This is a genomic window from Burkholderia arboris, assembly GCF_038723655.1.
GTDB lineage: Bacteria > Pseudomonadota > Gammaproteobacteria > Burkholderiales > Burkholderiaceae > Burkholderia > Burkholderia arboris.
On sequence record NZ_CP109822.1, the window covers coordinates 1,765,194 to 1,781,069 of the forward strand.

At 68.1% G+C, this 15,876-nt stretch carries 16 protein-coding genes; 11 read left to right on the forward strand and 5 right to left on the reverse strand.

Annotated features, from left to right (window positions below; all coding sequences use genetic code 11):
- The first annotated feature begins 22 nt into the window (after positions 1-22).
- The 6 genes from OHZ10_RS25240 (at position 23) to OHZ10_RS25265 (ending at position 7,401) form a co-directional block, all read left to right on the forward strand.
- Positions 23-1,921, forward strand: coding sequence for a dipeptide ABC transporter ATP-binding protein (locus OHZ10_RS25240; RefSeq protein WP_256086496.1), 1,899 nt, complete (start codon positions 23-25; stop codon positions 1,919-1,921).
- A 123-nt stretch (positions 1,922-2,044) separates the two neighbouring features.
- A complete protein-coding gene (gene gsiB, locus OHZ10_RS25245) occupies positions 2,045-3,607 on the forward strand; it encodes a glutathione ABC transporter substrate-binding protein GsiB (RefSeq protein WP_174991853.1) in 1,563 nt (520 codons plus the stop codon).
- Positions 3,608-3,674: 67 nt separating this feature from the next.
- Positions 3,675-4,595: a glutathione ABC transporter permease GsiC gene (gsiC, locus tag OHZ10_RS25250; RefSeq protein WP_059237011.1), complete on the forward strand. Its 921-nt coding sequence runs from the start codon at positions 3,675-3,677 to the stop codon at positions 4,593-4,595.
- A 7-nt stretch (positions 4,596-4,602) separates the two neighbouring features.
- On the forward strand, positions 4,603-5,496 hold the full coding sequence (gene gsiD, locus OHZ10_RS25255) for a glutathione ABC transporter permease GsiD (protein WP_174948792.1): 894 nt from the start codon (positions 4,603-4,605) through the stop codon (positions 5,494-5,496).
- On the forward strand, positions 5,496-6,566 hold the full coding sequence (locus OHZ10_RS25260) for a P1 family peptidase (protein ID WP_340625061.1): 1,071 nt from the start codon (positions 5,496-5,498) through the stop codon (positions 6,564-6,566). Before gsiD ends, OHZ10_RS25260 begins: the two co-directional genes overlap by 1 nt.
- Before the next feature lie 7 nt (positions 6,567-6,573).
- Positions 6,574-7,401: a M55 family metallopeptidase gene (locus tag OHZ10_RS25265; protein ID WP_059237008.1), complete on the forward strand. Its 828-nt coding sequence runs from the start codon at positions 6,574-6,576 to the stop codon at positions 7,399-7,401.
- Positions 7,402-7,436: 35 nt separating this feature from the next.
- Here OHZ10_RS25265 and OHZ10_RS25270 read toward each other — a convergent pair whose 3' ends face one another.
- The gene (locus OHZ10_RS25270; protein WP_342704627.1) at positions 7,437-8,216 is read right to left on the reverse strand and encodes an alpha/beta hydrolase; all 780 of its coding nucleotides are present in this window, start codon (positions 8,214-8,216) and stop codon (positions 7,437-7,439) included.
- 142 nt (positions 8,217-8,358) lie between these two features.
- Here OHZ10_RS25270 and OHZ10_RS25275 point away from each other — a divergent pair, with 142 nt between their 5' ends.
- Positions 8,359-9,138, forward strand: a complete 780-nt coding sequence (locus tag OHZ10_RS25275) for an AraC family transcriptional regulator (protein WP_059237006.1) — start codon at positions 8,359-8,361, stop codon at positions 9,136-9,138.
- 427 nt (positions 9,139-9,565) lie between these two features.
- Here OHZ10_RS25275 and pcaG read toward each other — a convergent pair whose 3' ends face one another.
- The 3 genes from pcaG to OHZ10_RS25290 form a co-directional block, all read right to left on the reverse strand.
- On the reverse strand, positions 9,566-10,159 hold the full coding sequence (gene pcaG, locus OHZ10_RS25280; protein ID WP_059237005.1) for a protocatechuate 3,4-dioxygenase subunit alpha: 594 nt from the start codon (positions 10,157-10,159) through the stop codon (positions 9,566-9,568).
- A 3-nt stretch (positions 10,160-10,162) separates the two neighbouring features.
- The gene (pcaH, locus tag OHZ10_RS25285) at positions 10,163-10,870 is read right to left on the reverse strand and encodes a protocatechuate 3,4-dioxygenase subunit beta (protein WP_059237004.1); all 708 of its coding nucleotides are present in this window, start codon (positions 10,868-10,870) and stop codon (positions 10,163-10,165) included.
- 276 nt (positions 10,871-11,146) lie between these two features.
- Positions 11,147-11,722: a YiiX/YebB-like N1pC/P60 family cysteine hydrolase gene (locus OHZ10_RS25290; protein WP_342704630.1), complete on the reverse strand. Its 576-nt coding sequence runs from the start codon at positions 11,720-11,722 to the stop codon at positions 11,147-11,149.
- A 120-nt stretch (positions 11,723-11,842) separates the two neighbouring features.
- Between OHZ10_RS25290 and OHZ10_RS25295 the strand changes: the two genes are divergently transcribed.
- The 4 genes from OHZ10_RS25295 (at position 11,843) to OHZ10_RS25310 (ending at position 14,490) form a co-directional block, all read left to right on the forward strand.
- The gene (locus OHZ10_RS25295) at positions 11,843-12,580 is read left to right on the forward strand and encodes a helix-turn-helix domain-containing protein (RefSeq protein ID WP_059237002.1); all 738 of its coding nucleotides are present in this window, start codon (positions 11,843-11,845) and stop codon (positions 12,578-12,580) included.
- A gap of 77 nt (positions 12,581-12,657) precedes the next feature.
- Positions 12,658-13,644: a pca operon transcription factor PcaQ gene (gene pcaQ / locus OHZ10_RS25300; protein ID WP_059237001.1), complete on the forward strand. Its 987-nt coding sequence runs from the start codon at positions 12,658-12,660 to the stop codon at positions 13,642-13,644.
- A gap of 115 nt (positions 13,645-13,759) precedes the next feature.
- On the forward strand, positions 13,760-14,119 hold the full coding sequence (locus OHZ10_RS25305; protein WP_059237000.1) for a type II toxin-antitoxin system RelE/ParE family toxin: 360 nt from the start codon (positions 13,760-13,762) through the stop codon (positions 14,117-14,119).
- Positions 14,120-14,193: 74 nt separating this feature from the next.
- A complete protein-coding gene (locus OHZ10_RS25310) occupies positions 14,194-14,490 on the forward strand; it encodes an XRE family transcriptional regulator (protein WP_059240747.1) in 297 nt (98 codons plus the stop codon).
- Positions 14,491-14,583: 93 nt separating this feature from the next.
- Here OHZ10_RS25310 and OHZ10_RS25315 read toward each other — a convergent pair whose 3' ends face one another.
- Positions 14,584-15,858: an APC family permease gene (locus OHZ10_RS25315; RefSeq protein ID WP_342704634.1), complete on the reverse strand. Its 1,275-nt coding sequence runs from the start codon at positions 15,856-15,858 to the stop codon at positions 14,584-14,586.
- Positions 15,859-15,876: the final 18 nt, after the last annotated feature.

A 15,876-nucleotide genomic window follows, 5' to 3' on the forward strand; every position in this document is an offset into this window, starting at 1 on the left:
CGGATCGCACGAGGAGACACGCATGACTTCGAGCCGTAACCCGTCGACCCTGGCGCTGCCCGAGCAGCGCGTGGTGGCCGTCGACGACCTGTCGGTCACGTTCCGCCGCGAAGGCGCGACGTTCGACGCGGTGCGCAACGTGTCGTTTCACGTCGATCGCGGCGAGACGCTCGCGATCGTCGGCGAATCGGGCTCGGGCAAGTCGGTCACGTCGCTTGCGCTGATGCGGCTCGTCGAGCACGGCGGCGGCGCGATCACGGGCGGCCGGATCGCGTTCCGGCGCCGTGGCGGCGCGCTCGTCGATCTGGCCCGGGCCAGCGCCGCGACGATGCGCGGCATCCGCGGCGCGGACATCGCGATGATCTTCCAGGAGCCGATGACGTCGCTGAACCCGGTGTTCACGGTCGGCGACCAGATCAGCGAAGCGATTGCGCTGCACCAGTCGAAGGGCGCGGCCGAAGCCCGCGCGGAAGCGCTGCGGCTGCTCGATCTCGTGCGCATCCCGGAAGCGCGCCGTGTGTTCGCGCGCTATCCGCACCAGCTGTCGGGCGGGATGCGGCAGCGCGTGATGATCGCGATGGCGCTGTCGTGCCGGCCCGCGCTGCTGATCGCCGACGAGCCGACGACCGCGCTCGACGTGACGATCCAGGCGCAGATCCTGCAACTGGTGCGCGGGCTGCAGGACGAAATGAACATGGGCGTGGTCTTCATCACGCACGACATGGGCGTGGTGGCCGAAGTGGCCGACCGCGTGCTCGTGATGTATCGCGGCGAGAAGGTCGAGGAGGGCGAGTCGGACCGCCTCTTCGCGGCGCCCGCGCATCGCTACACGCGCGCGCTGCTCGCCGCCGTGCCGCGGCTCGGCTCGATGCAGGGCACCGACGCGCCCGAGAAATTCCCGCTGCTGAAGGTGGACGCGAACACGACGGCGCCGGCCACGGCGCCTGCCGCGAACGACGATGCGCAGCCGCCCGTCGATCGGGCGGCGCCCCCGATCCTGCGCGTGAGCGATCTGGTCACGCGTTTCCCGGTGAAGAGCGGCGTGTTCGGCCGCGTGTCGCAATACGTGCATGCGGTCGAGCGCGTGAGCTTCGAGCTGCGCGCGGGCGAGACGCTCGCGCTCGTCGGCGAATCGGGCTGCGGCAAGTCGACCACCGGCCGTTCGCTGTTGCGCCTCGTCGAATCGCAGAGCGGTTCGATCGAATTCGACGGCCGCGACATCAGCGCAATGAAGGGCCCGGACCTGCAGGCGCTGCGCCGGAACATCCAGTTCATTTTCCAGGACCCGTTCGCGTCGCTGAACCCGCGCCTGACCGTCGGCTTCTCGATCATGGAGCCGTTGCTCGTGCACGGCGTCGCAACCGGCAGCGAGGCGCAGGCGCGCGTCGACTGGCTGCTCGACAAGGTCGGCCTGCCGCCCGAGGCCGCGCGCCGCTATCCGCACGAATTCTCGGGCGGGCAGCGCCAGCGGATTGCGATTGCGCGTGCGCTCGCACTGAATCCGAAGGTCGTGATCGCCGACGAGTCCGTATCGGCGCTCGACGTGTCGGTGCAGGCGCAGATCGTCAACCTGATGCTCGACCTGCAGCGCGAGCTCGGCGTCGCGTACCTGTTCATCTCGCACGACATGGCGGTGGTCGAGCGCATCAGCCATCGCGTCGCGGTGATGTATCTCGGCCAGATCGTCGAGATCGGCCCGCGCCGCGCGGTGTTCGAGGCGCCGCAGCACCCGTACACGAAGAAGCTGATGAGCGCGGTGCCGGTGGCCGACCCCGCGCGCCGGCATGCGCCGCGCCAGCTCGCGGCGGACGAGATTCCGAGCCCGATCCGCACGATCGGCGACGAACCGGTCGTCGCGCCGCTCGTCGCGGTCGGCCCCGATCATTACGTCGCGACGCATCGCGTCGGCGGCGCGTATTGAGGTGCACCCAGATCCATCGCTTTATTGAGTGCGTGCGCCGCGATGACGGCGCGCGAACCAGCAGGCAGTCGAAACCGAAACGCCCGTGAGGCGTCACCGATTCACCGATAGGAGCCCAGCAAAATGACCAAGCAGCATCCGTTCCCGATGTTTCGTCCGCGCGCATGCTTCGTTGCGCTCGCCGGCGCGTTCGCGCTGTCGGCCGCGCTGCCCGCGTACGCGCAGCAGACCGCGGTGATGGCGGTGGATTCGACCTTCACGACGATGGACCCGTACGACGCGAACGACACGGTGTCGCAGGCCGTCGTCAAGTCGTTCTACCAGGGGCTGTTCGGCTTCGACAAGGACATGAAGCTCGTCAACGTGCTGGCGACGAGCTACGACGCGAGCGCCGACGCGAAGACGTACACGATCAAGCTGCGCCAGGGCGTGAAGTTCCACGACGGCACCGATTTCAACGCGGCGGCCGTGAAGGCGAACTTCGACCGCGTGACCGATCCCGCGAACCACCTGAAGCGCTACAACATGTTCCGCGTGATCGAGAAGACCGAGGTCGTCGATCCGGCCACGGTGAAGGTGACGTTGCGCGAGCCGTTCTCGGCGTTCATCAACACGCTCGCGCACCCGTCGGCCGTGATGATCTCGCCGGCCGCGCTGAAGAAGTGGGGCCGCGACATCGCGCTGCATCCGGTCGGCACCGGGCCGTTCGAGTTCGTCGAATGGAAGCAGACCGACGACCTGAAGGTGAAGAAGTTCGCCGGCTACTGGAAGAAGGGCTACCCGAAGATCGACGCGATCGACTGGAAGCCGGTGGTCGACAACAACACGCGCGCGGCGCTGATGAAGACGGGCGAAGCCGATTTCGCATTCCGCATTCCGTTCGAGCAGGCGGCGGACCTGAAGGGCAACGCGAAGGTCGACGTTGTCGAGCGGCCGTCGATCGTGCAGCGCTATGTGTCGCTGAACATGCTGCAGAAGCCGTTCGACAACCCGAAGGTGCGCCAGGCGCTGAACTATGCGGTGAACAAGGAAGCGCTCGCGAAGGTCGCGTTCTCCGGTTTCGCGACGCCGTCGACCGGTGTGGTGCCGCAGGGCGTCGATTTTGCGACGAAGCTGGGCCCCTGGCCGTACGACCCGGCGAAGGCGCGTGCGCTGCTGAAGGAAGCCGGTTATCCGAACGGCTTCGAGACGACGCTGTGGTCCGCCTATAACAACTCGACGTCGCAGAAGGCGATCCAGTTCGTGCAGCAGCAGCTCGCGCAGGTCGGCGTGAAGGTGCAGGTGCAGGCGCTGGAAGCCGGCGAGCGCGTCGCGAAGGTCGAGAGCGCGCCGGATCCGGCGAAGGCGCCGGTGCGGATGTACTACATCGGCTGGTCGTCGTCGACGGGCGAGGCGAACTGGGCGATCACGCCGCTGCTCGCCGGCGCGTCGGCGCCGCCGAAGCTCGTCAATACCGCGTACTACAAGAACGACACGGTCGACGGCGATCTGACGAAGGCGCTGGAGACGGTCGACCGGACGAAGAAGACCGAGTTCTACGCCGATGCGCAGAAGCAGATCTGGGCCGATGCGCCGTGGATCTTCCTCGTGCAGGAAAAGATCGTGTATGCGCGCAGCAAGCGGCTGCAGGGCGCGTACGTGATGCCGGACGGCTCGTTCAACTTCGACGAGATCTCGCTGAAATGACGGCGGTTTGCCCGCCACGCGGTGCCGGCGGCGCACGCCGCCGGTACGCTGATTCGATCGGTGCCCCATGCTGAATTTCCTCGTCAAACGCCTGTTCGGCCTGCTGCCCACGCTCGCGATCGTCGCGGTGCTGGTGTTCCTGTTCGTGCATCTGCTGCCGGGCGACCCGGCGCGGCTCGCGGCCGGCCCCGAAGCCGACGACGCGACGATCGCGCTCGTGCGTGCCGATCTCGGGCTCGACCGGCCGTTGCCCGCGCAGTTCGTGAACTTCTTCACGAAGATCGCGCACGGTGACTTCGGCATGTCGACCCGCAGCAAGCGGCCGGTCTCGACCGAGATCGGCGAACGCTTCATGCCGACGCTGATGCTGACGCTCGTCAGCATGGTGTGGTCGACGCTGTTCGGCATGGCGATCGGGATTGCGTCGGCGGTGTGGCGCAATCGCTGGCCCGACCGTCTCGGCATGACGGTCGCGGTGTCGGGCATCTCGTTTCCCGCCTTCGCGCTCGGCATGCTGCTGATGGAAATCTTCTCGGTGAAGCTCGGCTGGCTGCCGGTCGTGCCGGACGGTACCTGGAAAAGCTACGTGCTGCCGTCGCTGACGCTCGGCGCCGCGGTCGCGGCCGTGATGGCGCGTTTCACGCGCGCGTCGTTCGTCGAGGTGCTGAACGAAGACTTCGTGCGCACCGCGCGGGCGAAGGGCGTGCACGAGCCGATGGTCGTGCTCAAGCACTGCCTGCGCAACGCGATGATCCCGGTCGTCACGATGATGGGGCTGCAGTTCGGCTTCCTGCTCGGCGGCTCGATCGTCGTCGAGGTCGTGTTCAACTGGCCGGGGCTCGGCCGCCTGCTCGTCGATGCCGTGACGATGCGCGACTACCCCGTGATCCAGGCGATCGTGCTGCTGTTCTCGCTCGAATTCATCCTGATCAACCTGACCGTCGACGTGCTGTACGCGGTCATCAACCCGACCATCCGGTTCAAGTGAGGCGCGTATGAACGCGACTGTCCAGACCGCGGCGCCGGCCGCACCGACTGCGATCCGCACGCCGTGGCGCGAATTCTGGCGCAAGTTCCGCAAGCAGACCGTCGCGCTCGTCGCGGGCGGCTTCGTGCTGGCGCTCGTCGTGCTGGCGTTCGTCGGCCCGCACATCGTGCCGTTCGACCCGGAGAACTACTTCGACTACGACGCGCTGAACGCGGGGCCGTCGGCCGTGCACTGGTTCGGTGTCGATTCGCTCGGCCGCGACATCTTCAGCCGGATCATCGCGGGCACGCGCATCTCGCTCGCGGCCGGTTTCTTCTCGGTTGCGCTCGGCGCAGTGATCGGCACGTTCTTCGGCCTGCTCGCCGGTTACTACGAAGGCTGGTGGGACCGCATCACGATGCGCGTCGCCGACGTGCTGTTCGCGTTCCCGGGCATCCTGCTCGCGATCGGCGTGGTCGCGATCCTCGGCAACGGGATGGTCAACGTGATCTGCGCGGTCGCGATCTTCAGCATCCCGGCGTTCGCGCGGCTCGTGCGCGGCAACACGCTGATGCTCAAGCACATGACCTATGTCGAGGCCGCGCGCAGCATCGGCGCGTCGGACTGGACGATCATCATGCGGCACATCCTGCCGGGCACGGTGTCGTCGGTCGTCGTCTACTTCACGATGCGCATCGGCACGTCGATCATCACGGCCGCGAGCCTGTCGTTCCTCGGGCTCGGCGCGCAGCCGCCGACGCCGGAGTGGGGCGCGATGCTCAACGAAGCGCGCGCGGACATGGTGACGGCGCCGCACATCGCCATTTTCCCGAGCCTTGCGATCTTCCTGACCGTGCTCGCGTTCAACCTGCTCGGCGACGGGCTGCGCGACGCGCTCGATCCGAAACTGGAGCGCCGCTGATGCATGCTGCTCCGATGTGGAGTGCGACGCTGCCGGCCGGGCCGCGCGGCACGATCGCCGACGTGCCGGGCGTGACGGTCGGCCATTGCACGCTCGATGCCGGCAACGTGCAGACGGGCGTGACCGTCGTGAAGCCGCATCCGGGCGACGTGTACCGCAGCAAGGTGCCGGCGGGCGCTGCCGTGATCAACGGGTTCGGCAAGAGCGTCGGGCTCGTGCAGGTCGACGAGCTCGGCACGCTCGATACGCCGATCGCGCTGACCAATACGTTCGGCGTCGGCGCGGTCGCGCAGGCGCAGATCCGCGCGGCGATCGCCGCGAATCCGCAGGTCGGCCGCGACTGGTCGACCGTCAATCCGCTCGTGTTCGAGTGCAACGACGGTTACCTGAACGATATCCAGGCGTTCGCGGTCACCGCCGCGCATTACGACGATGCGTGCCGCACCGCGTCGCGCGACGTCGCACGCGGCGCGGTGGGCGCCGGGCGCGGGATGTCGTGCTTCGACCTGAAAGGCGGGATCGGCTCCGCGTCGCGCGTCGCCGTCGCGGCCGGCCGGCCCTATACGGTCGGTGCGCTCGTGCTCGCGAATTTCGGCCGGCTGCCGATGCTGACGCTCGGCGGCGTGCCGCTCGGGCACATCGTCGCGCAACGGCGCGCGGCTGAAGCCGCGCATGCGGCGCCGCCCGAGCAGGGTTCGATCATCCTGTTGCTCGCCACCGACGCGCCGCTCGATGCGCGGCAGCTGTCGCGGCTCGCGCGTCGCGCGGGCGCGGGGCTGGCCCGCACGGGTTCCGTCTACGGGCATGGCAGCGGCGACATCGCGCTTGCCTTCTCGACCGCCTACACGATCGCGCACGACGCATCGACGATCGCGCTGCCGGCCCTCGTGGCCGATGCGGCGCTCGACCCGCTGTTCATGGCCGCGGCCGAAAGCGTCGAGCACGCGATCGCCGACGCGTTGCTGCAGGCCGTGACGGTCGCCGGGCGCGACGGCCACGTGCGGCAAGCGCTGCGCGACGCGGTGCCCGATCTCGACCGGTTGTTCAACGAACCTAACGAAGGGCTGTGAACCAGTCATGAAGATCCTGATCTCGACCGACATCGAGGGTGTCGCCGGCGTATTCGCCACCGAGCAGACGCGCGCCGGCAATCCGGAGTACGAACGGGCGCGCCGCTGGATGACCGCCGAGGCGAACGCGGCGATCGAAGGCGCATTCGCGGGCGGTGCGCAGAGCGTCTGGGTCAACGATTCGCACGGCGGCTTTCGCAACCTGTTGCCCGACGGGCTCGATGCGCGTGCGCGCGTCGTGCTCGGCAAGCCGCGCATGCTCGGGATGATGGCGGGCGTCGAACAGCAGCCCGACCTCGTGTTCATGATCGGCTATCACGCGAAATCGCAGGCGCGCGGCGTGCTCGCGCACACGATCAACAGCTTTGCGTTCACGCAGGTGTGGCTGAACGGCGTCGAGCTTGGCGAAGCCGGGTTGTACGGCGCGCTGGCGCGGGAATATGGCGCGCACGTCGCGCTCGCCACGGGCGACGACGTGTTCGCCGAGGAAACGCAGCCGCTGTTTCCGGATGCGCGTTTCGAGACGGTCAAGACGGCCGGCGGCGCCTCGAGCGGCGATACGCTCACGCCCGCCGCGTCGTGTGCGCGGATCGCGACCGCGGCGCGCGAAACGGTTGCGCGGGCGCTGTCGGCCGGCGTGCGCGCCGGCGCGCATCGGCCGGCACCGGCCGCCTGCACGTTGCGCGTGCAGACGGCCGCGCTGGCCGACCTGTTTTGCGTGCTGCCGTCGCTCGAGCGTGTCGACGCGGTGACGCTGCGCTTCGACGGGCCGTCGGTCGAGCACGTGGTGCGCACGCTGAACAGCCTGTCGGCGATGTCGTTCATGCTGCGGTGATGCGTGCCGCGGCCATGCCGCCGGCGCGCGGCCGGTCAGTCGATGGCGGCGGGGCGAGCCGTCGCGGCGAGCAGGAACGCTTCCATCGCCGCGACCAGCGCGAGCGGCGTCTCGTTCATCGGATAGTGGCCTGCATTGCGCAGCACGTCGACGGTGGCGAGCGGGTAGCGTTGCAGGTAAGTGCGCGCCATCAGCGCCATGTCGAAAGCGGGATCGTGTTCGCCGATCAGCACTTTCACCGGATGGCGCCCCGCGATCTCCCCGCTGAAATCGGTATCGGCCCACGCACGGAAGTACGCGCCGAATGCCTGCGCCGACGAACAGGCGGCCGAATACGCGGCTTTCCACTCGACCCAGGCGGCCGGCAGCCGGTTGCCGGTGCTGCGATCGATGATGGTCCTGCGATCGGCAAGGTGGCCGGCGGCACGCTCGAATAGCGCGCGTCGCACGGCGTCGAACGGCAGGCCGCCGCACGGCACGGGCGCGATCGGTACCAGCGCGCGCACGCGGTCGGGCGCGATGGCGGCAATCTTCTCGATCGCCATGCCGCCCATCGAATGGCCGACGAGGCTGAAGGTCGGGAAGCCGACTGCGTCGGCGAGCGCGAGCGTGTCGGCGGCAATCTCGTCGATCGTGTAGTCGCCGCGTGCGTCGCGCATGCGGCCGTAACCTCGGTAGTCCATGAATACATAGCTGAAATGCTCGCGCGACAGCCAGGCTTCGACGGGCTCGAACGCGCGGGCGTCGCCGAACCAGCCGTGCAGCACGAGAACAGGGTGGGGGCCGTCCCCCACGCGATGAAACGTATTCGGCATCTCCGCTCCGATGAGGTTGCAATCCGGCCGATCGGGCCGACGGGTCTTGCGGCCGCGAGGTCGCGCAACGGTGGAGCGGATCGTAGATCGATCGAAGGCGACCCGCCTTCGATATCGGGTCATTGATGATGGAATTCGGGCCGTGAGAAATACGCAGCTAGATCCCTACGAACACATTCCCCGGAGCGTGGTCGTGACCGCCAACGACTTTGCGGCGGGCACGACGTTTCCGGAGCACGCGCACGTGCGCGGGCAATTCGCGTTTGCGTCGCGCGGCACGATCAGCGTGTCGACGCCGCACGGCCGCTGGCTGGTGCCGCCGCAGCGCGCGTGCTGGGTGCCGGCCGGCGTGCGGCACGAAATGACGATGACCGGGCCGGTCACGATGCTCAACACGTTCGTGTCCGCCGACGCCGCGCAGGCTGCCGGGCTGCCCGCGCAGTGCGGCGTGCATGGCGTGTCGCCGCTGCTGCGGCAACTGATCGACGATGCGATCGACCTGCCGGCCCTGTACGACGTCGACGGGCGCGCGGGCAAGCTGATGGATCTGCTGGTTGCGGAAATCGCGACGATGCCGCGCCTGTCGCTGCATGCGCCGCTGCCGGCCGACGCACGGCTGGCGAAGGTGTGCCGGCACCTGTTCGCGTCGCCGTCGATCGCGGCCGATCTCGACCGGGTCGCGGCCGATGCCGGTGTGAGCCGGCGGACGTTCACGCGGCAGTTCCGCGCGCAGACGGGCGTGAGTTTTGCCGCGTGGCGCCAGCAGGTGTGCATGCTCGCGGCGATTGCCCGCCTGACCGACGGGCAGCCGGTGACGCGCGTCGCGCTCGATCTCGGGTACGCGAGCGCAAGCGCGTTCACGTCGGCGTTTCGCCGCATCCTGGGCGACACGCCGAGCCGGTATCTGGAGATTCGCCGCTAGCGGGGCCGGCCAGGAAAAAAAATACGCGTCCGCCAAATTCGGTCAGACGCGTTTAAAGGCACCCGGTCAGAAAAAATGCGCGAACGGCCTGCCGGGCAGTGTCGCGCATGACTCATGTAATTGTTGCCTCGTCCGATTCAATCCCGCTGACTCGTTGCAGATAGCGAAGGATACGCCGCATAACGCGCAAACGATATCCTGTCGGCCCGACGATTCATGTGCGGTCGCAGCATGCGTTTCAAACGTGTGTTTGATATTGGGGCGGGAAGCCTTGGTCAACAGGCATCCGTCGTCGCAATGCGCCACGATGCGACGCATCATCGAATGATGGCGACGGCGCATGAAAAACGCCGTGTGGCGCGATGCCTGTCGGTATCGCGCCACACGGCGTGGATGCTGTCGACACCGGCGAGTGCCGGCGCATGCGTCAAACGTCGAAGAATACGGTTTCGTCCGGCCCCTGCATGCGGATGTCGAAGCGGTAGACGACCGGCCGGCCCGGCTGCGCGTCGCGTTTCGCGACGAGCGTCGCGCGGCGTTCGGCCGGCACGGCGTTCAGCACGGGGTCGGCCGCGTTCGCGGCGGCTTCGTCGTCGAAGTACACGCGGGTGAACGCATGCGTGAGGATCCCGCGCATCATCACGGTCACGTTGATGTGCGGTGCCTCGTCGGCGGCGAGGCGGCCCGGCTTCACCGTCTCGACGACGAAGCGCTGCTGCGGGTCGGTGCCCGTGCCGACCCGCGCGAAGCCCGTGAAGCCGGATTTCGCGATGTCGTCGCGCGAGGCGGGGTAGCGGCCCGCGCCGTCCACCTGCGTGAATTCGAGCACCGCGTCGCCGACCACGTTGCCGTCGCCGTCGAACACCTGCCCGACCAGCAGCACGTGCTCGCCTTCGGCGTGCGCCGCGGCGATCGTCGGCGTGAACAGGCTCTTCAGGTCATAGTCGTATTGCTGCGGGCACAGGCCGTACGCGAAGTACGGGCCGACCGTCTGCGAAGGGGTTTGCTTCAGCGTCGTCATGGTTCAGCGCTCCATCGGGGTGGCGTCGCGGCCGCGCAGCACGATGTCGAATTCGTAGCCGAGCGCATAGCCTTCTTCGGTGATGTCCATCGAGAAGCGCGAGATCAGGCGATCGCGCGCGGCCTCGGGCGTGCCCTGGAAGATCGGGTCGTACGCGAGCAGCGGATCGCCGGGGAAGTACATCTGCGTGACGAGACGCGAGCCGAAGTAATCGCCGAACAGCGAGAAGTGGATGTGATTCGGGCGCCACGCGTTCGGGTGGTTGCCCCACGGATACGCACCGGGCTTGATCGTCAGGAAGCGGTAGCGGCCGTCGTCGTCGGTCAGGCAGCGGCCCGCGCCGAGGAAGTTCGGGTCGAGCGGCGCGTCGTGCTGGTCGACCTTGTGCACGTAGCGGCCGGCCGCGTTCGCCTGCCACACCTCGACGAGCGTGTTGCGCACGGGCTTGCCGCCTTCGTCGAGCACGCGGCCGGTGACGACCATGCGCTCGCCGAGCGGCTCGCCGTTCTTCACGGCGTTCTTCGTCAGGTCGTGGTCGAGCGCGCCGAGATCTTCGGCGCCGTAGACGGGGGCGTACTGGTCGCGCAGTTTCTCCTTCAGCGGGATCAGCGCTCGGGTCGGGCCGCGCTTCACGGACGAACGGTATTCGGGGTGGACATAGGCCGGATGCGACGGCCAGTCGCGCGGCGTGAGGATCGTGGGGGAATCCATCGGGCGTCTCCTGATAGGTTTTTCGCAAAGTGGATGGCACGACTTTAGCCAATCCGGAAAGTTATGCAAAATGACCTTTTTTCGCGAATCGCATAACCATTCGTTATGTTCGGCGCGCCCATGAAAAATCCGCCGGACAGGATGCCTGTCCGGCGGAAAAAGCGATCGGGCTTCGCGTCGTCGGTGACGACCCCGTGCACGGCCCTCCAGCCAGCCCGTCGCTATTTCTTGTCTTTTGTTCTTGTCGTTATCCGGTCTCCCCGAGCGTGCCCGTTATCAGCGGCGGCCGGGATCGAACACGATCCCGTCGAATTCGAGTGTCAGCGCGCCGCTGCGCAGCAGGGCGGCCGGCGTCGCAGCCTGGTCCATGCCGAGCACGTCGCTTACATATCGCGCGCAGAACCCGCGCCGCACCCGCAGGTTGAAGCGGTTGCCGAGCAGCGCGTCGATTCGCTGTTCGGCCGCGGCATGGACCTGGCGCTGCGCATCGGCGGTGGGTGCCGCGATGCGGCGTGCCAGTGCGATGCGTCCGCCTGCGGTGCGGGCGACGAAGCGCGACAGCGGCGAGAGCTTCGTCCACGCCAACGCCGCGGATTCGGCGATCAACGGTTCGTCGCCCGACGTATCGACGACGATCCCGCAGCGATTGGCCCACGCGCCGGCCGGGCCCGTCGTGCCGGCCGCGTCGCGCGGCGCCCCGGCCGGCACGCGGATGAACACGAGATCGCCGACATGCACGCTGGCGGCCAGCGTGCGGACGGTCGCGAGTGGCATCGTGCGATCGGTGTCGCGTGCATCGCGTGGTGCGGTGTCGTGCGGTTCGTACGCGGCGGTTTCGGTCCGGGTGGTCATTTCGGCTCCGTCGTTGAGTGACAGGACGGAGCGGATTATGCGGGTAAGTAACGAAAAGTGTTCATTTGCCTGCGCAGGTAGCCTAACATTCGACCGTGAGCACCATTTTTCGATACCAATATGACCGAAACCGCCCAGCTCATCGAAACGCTGAAGCGCCAGTTGAAGGCGCAGGGCATGACCTACCGCGACGTCGCGCGGTCGCTCGACGTCTCCGAGACGAGCGTGAAGCGGCTGTTCGCCAGCGGCCGCTTCACGCTCGAGCGGGTCGTGGAGATCGCGCAACTGCTCGGCTATACGCTGGCCGAGCTCGTGCAGGAGGCGTCCGCTTCGGCGCCGAGGCTGCACGTGCTGACCGAACAGCAGGAGGCGCTGCTCGTGTCGGACGAGAAGCTGCTGCTCGTTGCCGTCTGCGCGATCAACTACTGGACCGTGCAGGACATCGTGTCGGCGTATCGGGTGTCGCAGGCCGAGTGCGTGAAATACCTGCTGATGCTCGACCGGATGAACGTCGTGGCGCTGTTGCCGGGCGACCGGATTCGCGTGCGTGTCGCCCGCGATTTCGACTGGCTGCCGGGCGGGCCGATCCGCCGTTACTTTCATACGCATGCGCTCGGCGATTTCCTCGACAGCCGCTTCGACGGCGCGGGCGAGACGATGACGTTCTCGCAGGGGATGCTGACCGAAGCCGCCGCCGCGGAGCTGGAACTGGAGTTGCGCCGGCTGCGCAGCAAGGCGGCCGCGCTGCATGCGGAATCGGCGTCGGCGCCGCTCGGGCAAAAGCACGGAACGGGCTTGCTGATCGCGAAGCGGATCTGGGAGCCGACGGGTTTCCAGGCGCTGCGACGGAAAGCATGACGGATCACCGAGTGCTTGGGACTCTCCGGAAAGTTATGCAAAATGGCATTTCATCGTCATCCGCATAACCGTTCGTTATGAATAATCGTATTGCCGACGGCCGCGTCAAATTCCGGCACCTGCAGTGCTTTCTCGCGGTCGCGCAGCTGGGCGGCGTGCAGAAGGCGGCCGAAAGCCTGTCGATCACGCAGCCGGCCGTGTCGAAGACGATCGCCGAACTGGAGGCGATCCTCGGCGTGAAGCTGTTCGAACGTGGCCGGCAGGGCGCGCAGCCGACCCGCGAAGCGCAGTTGTTCATGCCGCACGCGAATGCGTGCGTGCTCGCGTTGCGGCAGGGCGTCGGGCTGCTCGCGCGCGAGGGCGGGGCCGCGGCGGCGACGCTCGAAGTCGGCATGCTGCCGACCGTCGCGGCCTCGCTCGCGCCGGCGTTGATGAAGGCGTTGGCCGAACGCTGGCCGCGCATCGTCGTACGGATCGCGACGGCCGCGAATGCCGAGCTGCTCGAGCGCCTGAAGTCCGGTGCGATCGAATGCGCGATCGGGCGGCTGTCGGAGCCTGAGCGGATGATCGGGCTCGCGTTCGAGCAGTTGTACAACGAACCGCTCGTCGCGGTCGTGCGTGCCGGGCATCCGCTGCTCGCAAGCGCGGCGCCGGCTGCCGAGCTTGCACGCTATCCGGTCGTGCTGCCGCCGTTCGGCACGCTGATCCGGCAGTCGGCCGAGCAACTGCTCGGCGCATGCGGCGCACCGCCGCTGGATTCGTTCATCGAGGTATTGTCGGTCTCGGTCGCGCGTGCGCTTGCGCTCGAGAACGACGCGGTCTGGTTCGTGCCGCTCTACGCGGCCGAATACGATCTGTCGGCCGGTGCGCTGGCGCGCCTGCCGCTGCCGTCGGCGGGCACCGACGAGCCGGTCGGGCTCGTGCTGCGGACCGATGCGCAGCCGTCGCCGGTGGCGCGAACGCTGATCGACGCGGTGCGCGACATCGCGCGGTCGCGCTTCGGCGACACACGCCCGCACCGGGCGCCTCGGGCGGCGCGCAAGCCGGCCCGCGGCAACCGTTGACCCGTCGGGCGCAGCTCGATCCCTTTCCTTGCCGCAGGACTGGCCATCCGGTCAGTAGCCGCCACCGGGGCACTTGGCATATCGTACCGTTTTTGGTACGATTGGCGACAAGACGATGGCGAGACAGCAGATACAGGTCACGCTCGGCGTGCGGTTCTTCCGGACGGCCCGAGGCAACGAGCCGGTGCGCGAATGGCTCAAGGCGCTCGGGCAGGCGGAGCGAACGGCTCTCGGCGAAGAGATCAAGACCGTTCAACTCGGCTGGCCGCTCGGCATGCCGCTGGTCCGGAAGATGGCGAAGGATCTATGGGAGATCCGCGTGATGCTGCCGGGGCGAAGCGCTCGCGTGCTGTTCACGGTCGCTGGCGACACGATGGTCCTGCTGCACGGCTTCTTCAAGCAATCGCGGGCCACGCCGTCGGACGATCTCGACGTCACCGTCGCGCGCCTGAAGGTGCTGACGCACGCCATCTGAATTCCCCGGTTGTGCCGGAACGCGCCGTCTCCGACGGTCGGGCAGCCGGCAACGCCATGCACCTGGAGTACGACATGACGACCACGAACAACCCGCATATCGGCAGCGATTTCGATCGCTTCCTCGAAGAAGACGGCAATCTCGAAGCGGCCACCGCCACGGCAATCAAGCGCGTGATCGCGTGGCAGATCGGGCAGGAGATGAAGGCGCAACACATCACGAAAACCGCAATGGCCGCGCGGATGAAAACCAGCCGCGCCGCACTCAACCGCCTGCTCGACGAAACCGACACGAGCCTCACGCTGGCGACGCTCGCGAGCGCGGCCGCCGCACTCGGCAAACGGCTCAGCTTCGAACTGGTGCCGGCCTGACCGGCGCGACGAAACGGCGCCTGGCCGGATCGGCGTGACCCGGCAAGCGCCGTGCGCAGCGAGCGGGCGGGCGATGCCCGTGCACGCGCCAGGTCATTTGCGCGGGCCGGTCACTTGCAGATAAAGCAGTGCGGCGCCTGCGAGCAGCAGCGGGAACAGGAAATACCATCCGGTCGTCAGGAACAGCCCCGCGACCGCAATCAGCGAAACCCATGCGCAACGGTGGGCGATGCTGCCGCGCGGCAGCAACTTCAGCGCGGCGGCTGCGCCGAGCCCGTACACCATCACGAAGCATCCGGACGTGACGAGCACGAGCGGTTTCGGCCCGACGTCCGAGAGCGTCGTTGCAGCGAGCGCGACGGCCGCGAGCAAGGCGATCACGCCGAGGCTGCGGCGCGGCACGCCGCCGATCTGGCTGCCGTGCGCGAGCCACGCCGGCAGCGCGCCGTCGCGACCGAGCGCCGCGCCGAGCTTGGCCGCGCCCGCGAAATATGCGTTCATCGTGCCGAGCGTGAGCAGCAGCGCGGCCGCGGCCGCCAGCACCTGCGCGTGGCCGCCGATGCCGCCTGCGATCAGTTCGGCGAGCGGGGCACCCGATGCGCCGGCCGATGGCCCGAGCACCATCACGCTCGCGGCGGCGACCGACAGGTACAGGAATCCGACGACCACGACCGCGATGCCGGCCGAGCGCGGCATGTCGTGCGCGGGCCGGCGGAATTCGGCCGCGAGATGCGTGATCGCTTCCCAGCCGGCGAAGCTCCACACGAGCAGCGCGGCGGCCTGGCCGACCGCGAGCCAGCCATGCGGCGCGAACGGATGCAGGTTCGCGGGGCGCGCATGCGGCGCGGACGCGAGCACCGCGACGAGCAGCAGCGTGACGAGCAGCGCCGACAATACGAGTTGCATGCGGCCCGACACGGTGACGCCGAATGCGTTCGCGGCCGACACGGTCGCGATCAGCGCGGCGGCCGTGACGATGATCGTCGTGTGCCCGCCGCCCGTGACGGCCGCAACGTATGCGCCGCCGAACATCGCGGCGGCCGGCGCGCCGGCCGGCACCGCGAAATAGAAGCACCAGCCGACGATGGCAGCGGCCTTCGGGCCGAATGCGCGCCGGGCGTAGGTCGATACGCCACCGGCATCGGGATAACGGGCGCCGAGTGCGGCGAAGGTGGCAGCGAGCGGCCCGGACAGCACGACGAGCGCAGCCCACGCGAGCAGCGAGGCCGGCCCCGCGACTTCGGCGGCAAGCGCGGGCAACGCGATCACGCCGGTGCCGAGCACCGCGCCGATATAGAGTGCGGCACCCTGGAAAATGGTCAGCGAACCCGCGTGATGAGCGACGGGCGAATCGGCATGCGAAGCCATGAGCGGCAGTCTCCGGAA

Bases quoted from the DNA above. Each gene is read 5' to 3' on its own strand.
- pcaG (WP_059237005.1), bottom strand. From the start codon at position 10,159: ATGACGACGCTGAAGCAAACCCCTTCGCAGACGGTCGGCCCGTACTTC.
- OHZ10_RS25260 (WP_340625061.1), top strand. From the start codon at position 5,496: ATGCATGCTGCTCCGATGTGGAGTGCGACGCTGCCGGCCGGGCCGCGC.
- gsiB (WP_174991853.1), top strand. From the start codon at position 2,045: ATGACCAAGCAGCATCCGTTCCCGATGTTTCGTCCGCGCGCATGCTTC.
- OHZ10_RS25240 (WP_256086496.1), top strand. From the start codon at position 23: ATGACTTCGAGCCGTAACCCGTCGACCCTGGCGCTGCCCGAGCAGCGC.
- gsiD (WP_174948792.1), top strand. From the start codon at position 4,603: ATGAACGCGACTGTCCAGACCGCGGCGCCGGCCGCACCGACTGCGATC.
- OHZ10_RS25265 (WP_059237008.1), top strand. From the start codon at position 6,574: ATGAAGATCCTGATCTCGACCGACATCGAGGGTGTCGCCGGCGTATTC.
- OHZ10_RS25315 (WP_342704634.1), bottom strand. From the start codon at position 15,858: ATGGCTTCGCATGCCGATTCGCCCGTCGCTCATCACGCGGGTTCGCTG.
- OHZ10_RS25290 (WP_342704630.1), bottom strand. From the start codon at position 11,722: ATGACCACCCGGACCGAAACCGCCGCGTACGAACCGCACGACACCGCA.
- pcaH (WP_059237004.1), bottom strand. From the start codon at position 10,870: ATGGATTCCCCCACGATCCTCACGCCGCGCGACTGGCCGTCGCATCCG.
- OHZ10_RS25305 (WP_059237000.1), top strand. From the start codon at position 13,760: ATGGCGAGACAGCAGATACAGGTCACGCTCGGCGTGCGGTTCTTCCGG.
- pcaQ (WP_059237001.1), top strand. From the start codon at position 12,658: ATGAATAATCGTATTGCCGACGGCCGCGTCAAATTCCGGCACCTGCAG.
- gsiC (WP_059237011.1), top strand. From the start codon at position 3,675: ATGCTGAATTTCCTCGTCAAACGCCTGTTCGGCCTGCTGCCCACGCTC.
- OHZ10_RS25310 (WP_059240747.1), top strand. From the start codon at position 14,194: ATGACGACCACGAACAACCCGCATATCGGCAGCGATTTCGATCGCTTC.
- OHZ10_RS25295 (WP_059237002.1), top strand. From the start codon at position 11,843: ATGACCGAAACCGCCCAGCTCATCGAAACGCTGAAGCGCCAGTTGAAG.
- OHZ10_RS25270 (WP_342704627.1), bottom strand. From the start codon at position 8,216: ATGCCGAATACGTTTCATCGCGTGGGGGACGGCCCCCACCCTGTTCTC.